The sequence below is a fragment of the Actinomadura sp. HBU206391 genome (assembly GCF_014323665.1).
In the GTDB taxonomy this organism is placed as follows: Bacteria; Actinomycetota; Actinomycetes; order Streptosporangiales; family Streptosporangiaceae; genus Actinomadura_C.
The window spans coordinates 1-3,952 of sequence record NZ_JABVEB010000391.1 but is presented as its reverse complement, the minus strand read 5'-3'; the positions used below and the strand labels follow the sequence as shown (position 1 = coordinate 3,952).

3 protein-coding genes are annotated in these 3,952 nt (G+C 69.1%); all 3 read left to right on the top strand.

Annotation, left to right across the window (positions count from 1 at the left end; all coding sequences use genetic code 11):
• The first annotated feature begins 8 nt into the window (after nt 1-8).
• The 3 genes from HKK72_RS37060 to HKK72_RS37050 all read left to right on the top strand — a co-directional run bounded on the left by HKK72_RS37060 (nt 9) and on the right by HKK72_RS37050 (nt 3,949).
• Complete coding sequence (locus HKK72_RS37060) at nt 9-665, top strand: amino acid ABC transporter permease (RefSeq protein ID WP_187239061.1); 657 nt, start codon at nt 9-11, stop codon at nt 663-665.
• Complete coding sequence (locus tag HKK72_RS37055) at nt 662-1,621, top strand: amino acid ABC transporter permease (RefSeq protein WP_187239060.1); 960 nt, start codon at nt 662-664, stop codon at nt 1,619-1,621. Before HKK72_RS37060 ends, HKK72_RS37055 begins: the two co-directional genes overlap by 4 nt.
• A gap of 195 nt (nt 1,622-1,816) precedes the next feature.
• On the top strand, nt 1,817-3,949 hold the full coding sequence (locus HKK72_RS37050) for a prolyl oligopeptidase family serine peptidase (protein WP_187239059.1): 2,133 nt from the start codon (nt 1,817-1,819) through the stop codon (nt 3,947-3,949).
• Nucleotides 3,950-3,952 lie beyond the last annotated feature (3 nt).

The window sequence follows — 3,952 nt, the reverse complement described above, 5'->3', positions numbered from 1 at the left end:
TCAGCCCGATCATCGACAACCTCGACAGGATCCTCGGGTCCTTCTGGGCGACGATCCGGTTGTCGTTGATGACCGGCGTGCTGGCGTTGATCCTCGGGACGGTCCTCGCCGGAATGCGGGTCTCGCCCACACCCGTACTGCGCGCGGCGGGCACCTTCTACGTCAACACCCTGCGCAACACGCCACTGACGCTCGTGCTGCTGTTCTGCAGCCTGGCGCTCAGCGACACCCTCGGGCTCAAGCTGTCCAACATATCGACGGTGAACTTCTACTGGCTGGCCGTGTTCGGGCTGTCGGCCTATACCGCCTCGTTCGTCTGCGAGGCGCTCAGGTCCGGCATCAACACCGTGTCCGTGGGCCAGGCGGAGGCCGCCCGGGCGATCGGGCTGACCTTCACCCAGTCGCTGCGCATGATCGTCCTGCCACAGGCGTTCCGGGCCGTCATCGCACCGCTCGGCAGCATCACCATCGCCATGATCAAAAACACCACGGTGGTCCTGGTCGCCAGCTACCTCGAGTCGGCCTCGCTGATGAAGGACATGTTCGAGGAGTACGGCGCGACGCTGCCGATCTTCCTCGGCTTCGCGGTCGGCTTCATGATCTTGACCCTGCCGACCGGCTTCCTGTTCGGCTGGGCGGCCAAGCGATGGGCGGTCCCACGATGACAGTCACGACCGAGGCGCCCGCGGCGAAGACAAAGTCGGCTCGGACGAAGAAGCATCAGCCATCGGTGCTCTTCGACGCCCCCGGCCCCAAGGCCCGGCTGCGCAACAACCTGATCACGTTGGTCGCCGCGGTGATCCTGCTCGGCATCGTCTACGTGATCGTGGCCAGGCTCAACGAGGCGGACCAGTTCCAGGGCAAGCTGTGGGAGCCGTTCCTCGACGGCAAGGTCTGGACGGAGTTCATCCTCCCCGGCCTGGTCGGCACGTTGAAGGTCACCGTGGTCGCGGCCGTGCTCGCCATGCTGTTCGGCATCGTGTTCGGCATCGGCCGGCTCTCGGAGCACTGGTGGTTGAGGATCCCCTCGGCCGCGATCGTCGAGTTCTTCCGCGCCATCCCGCTGTTGTTGCTGATCTTCTTCATCTTCTCCGGGCCGCCCACCATCGCCAACGGGCTGAACCGGGAATTCCCGGAGGTCACCGCCTTCACCGCCGTGGTCTTCGGCCTCACCCTCTACAACGGCTCGGTGCTCGCCGAGATCGTCCGGGCCGGGATCAACGCGGTGCCGAGGGGACAGTCGGAGGCCGCCTACGCCGTGGGCCTGCGCAAGAACGGCGTGATGCGCCTGGTGCTGCTGCCCCAGGCCACGACCGCGATGCTGCCGGCGATCGTCAGCCAGATGGTGGTGCTGCTCAAGGACTCGGCGCTGGGCTGGATCGTCGCCTACGAGGACCTGCTCAACGCGGGCTTCAAGGTGGTCGGAGCCAACTACGGCAACCTCATCCCGGCCGCCATCGTCATCACGCTGATCTACATCGCGCTCAACATGGCGCTCGGCTATCTCGCGCAGTGGCTCGAGGGCCGCAGCCGGCGCAGCCGAAAGTCGTCGGCCACGACGCTCAGCGCGGATCCGACCAAGCTGCCGGACGCGGGCATGGGCAACGCCGGGCCGTTCTGAGCCCGCCCTCCACGGGCGAATCCGGGCAACGCCGTCCACGGACGAAGCTCCACGGGCCGGTGGGACACATGTGTCCCACCGGCCCGTCAGGTGTTCTGGCCCTAGATGATCCCTAAGGCGACGACCTCGTATCTTTACGACCTCAACTGTCCCGTCATGGCCCCAATGACCACCGGTTTGCGGGACGATTCCCTTATGACCGCTCGCGTTACCTCTCCCTTTGGTTCCTGGCCCTCCCCGATCTCCGCCGCCGACGTCGCCCGCGGACAGCTCCGCCTCGGTTTTCCCACTGTTCAGGGCGACGATGTGTGGTGGCAGGAGACCCGGCCGGAAGAGGGCGGGCGAACTACGGTCATGCGTTTGCGCGGTGGACAGCTGGCCGAGGTGCTCCCCGCACCTTGGAACGCGCGTACCCGTGTCCATGAGTACGGTGGCCGGTCCTACCTGCCGATCCCCGCGGGCGGGGACTACGCGATCGTTTTCGCCGACTACGAGGACCAGCGGCTGCACCGCCTCGACCCGGGTGAGAGCAAGCCGCGTCCGCTGACTCCCGAGGCCGCCGTCCCGGCCGGGTTGCGCTATGCCGATTTCGTGTTGTCCCCCGACGGCACCGAGGTCTGGTGCGTCTGCGAGGGCCACACGCCCGACGGAGTGCGCCGTGCGATCGTCGCGGTGCCGCTCGACGGTGCCGCGGCCGACGACCCGGCGGCCGTGCGCGAGCTGGTGTCCGGCGCGGGTTTCTACGCCTCCCCCACCCCGTCGCCCGGAGGCGGCCATCTGGCCTGGGTGCAGTGGAGCCACCCGCGGATGCCCTGGGACGGCACCGAGCTTCGCGCGGCGGCCATCGAGGACGGCCGGCTCATCGCCCCCCGCACGGTCAAGGGCGGGCTCACCGAGTCGGCCCTGGCCCCGATGTGGCGCGACGACCACAGCCTGTACGTGATCTCCGACTGGTCCGGCTGGTGGAACGTCTACCAGGTGGGCCTGTTCGGGGACTCCCCGCAGGCGCTCTATCCGGCCGAGGAGGAGTTCACCGGGCCACTGTGGCAGCTCGGCGGAATGCCCTACGCGCTGCTGGGCGACGGGCGGCTCGCGGTGCTGCACGGGCACGGCGACCAGCGCCTGGCCGTGTGCGACCCCGAGACGCTCGAGCTGATCGATATCGACACCCCGTTCAGCGACTGGCGGGTCGCGCTGTCGGCGGACGGCTCCACCATCGTCGGCATCGCGGGAGGACCCACGGTGCCGACTTCGGTCGTACGGGTCGACGTCGCCACGGGCCGCGTCGAGAGCCTGCGCCACGAGCTGCGTGAGCTGCCCGAACCGGCCTTCCTGCCGATCCCCCGCGAAGCTCAGCTCGAAGGGCCGTTCGGACGCCCTGTGCACGCCTACATCTACCCGCCGGCCAATCCGTCGTACCAGGCTCTGGAGGGCGAGAAGCCGCCGTACGTGATCTTCGTGCACGGTGGCCCGACCGGGCGCGCGTCGAGCATGCTCAGCCTCGAGCGCGCCTACTTCACCAGTCGCGGCATCGGGGTCGTCGAGGTGAACTACGGCGGCTCCACCGGCTACGGCCGCGCCTATCGGGAGCGGTTGCGGCGCCAGTGGGGCGTGGTCGACGTCGAGGACGCCGTCGCCGCCGCCGAGGCGCTCGTCAAGAGCGGCACCGCCGACCCGGACCGGCTCGCCATCCGGGGCGGCAGCGCGGGCGGTTGGACCACTCTCGCCGCGGTCACCAAGACCACGGTGTTCAAGGCCGCGACGTCCTACTACGGGATCAGCGACCTCCGGTCGTTCCTGACGGAGACGCACGACTTCGAGTCGAAGTACCTCTTCGGGCTCATCGGGCCGATGCCGGGCTTCGAACGGGCCTATGAGGAGCGTTCACCGCTCAACCGGGCCGATCACACGGCCTGCCCGGTGCTGTTGCTCCAGGGCCTCGACGATCCCATCGTGTTGCCCGCGCAGTCGGAGAAGTTCGCCGCTGCCCTGGCCGAAAAGAACGTCCCGTACGCCTATCTCGCCTTCGAGGGCGAGTCGCACGGCTTCCGCAGGGCCAAGACGACCATCACGTGCCTCGAGTCGGAGCTGGCCTTCTACGGGCAGACGCTGGGCTTCGAGCCGCGTGATATCGACCCCATCGAACTGAGCGTGGGCACGCCCCCCACCACCCGCAGCGCTGGCGCCCCGCCCGCCACCGGCCACCACGTGGGCGCCCCGCCCACGGCCGGCCACAGCGTCGGCGCCCCGCCGACCACCGGCCACGGTGTGGGCACGCCGCCCGGCGCCGCCCGCAACGAGCCCGGCCCCATGCCGCCGCCGGTGTGACCG

What these genes read in the sequence shown, in the direction of transcription:
- HKK72_RS37055 (WP_187239060.1), top strand. Translation starts at nt 662, where the DNA reads ATGACAGTCACGACCGAGGCGCCCGCGGCGAAGACAAAGTCGGCTCGG.
- HKK72_RS37050 (WP_187239059.1), top strand. Translation starts at nt 1,817, where the DNA reads ATGACCGCTCGCGTTACCTCTCCCTTTGGTTCCTGGCCCTCCCCGATC.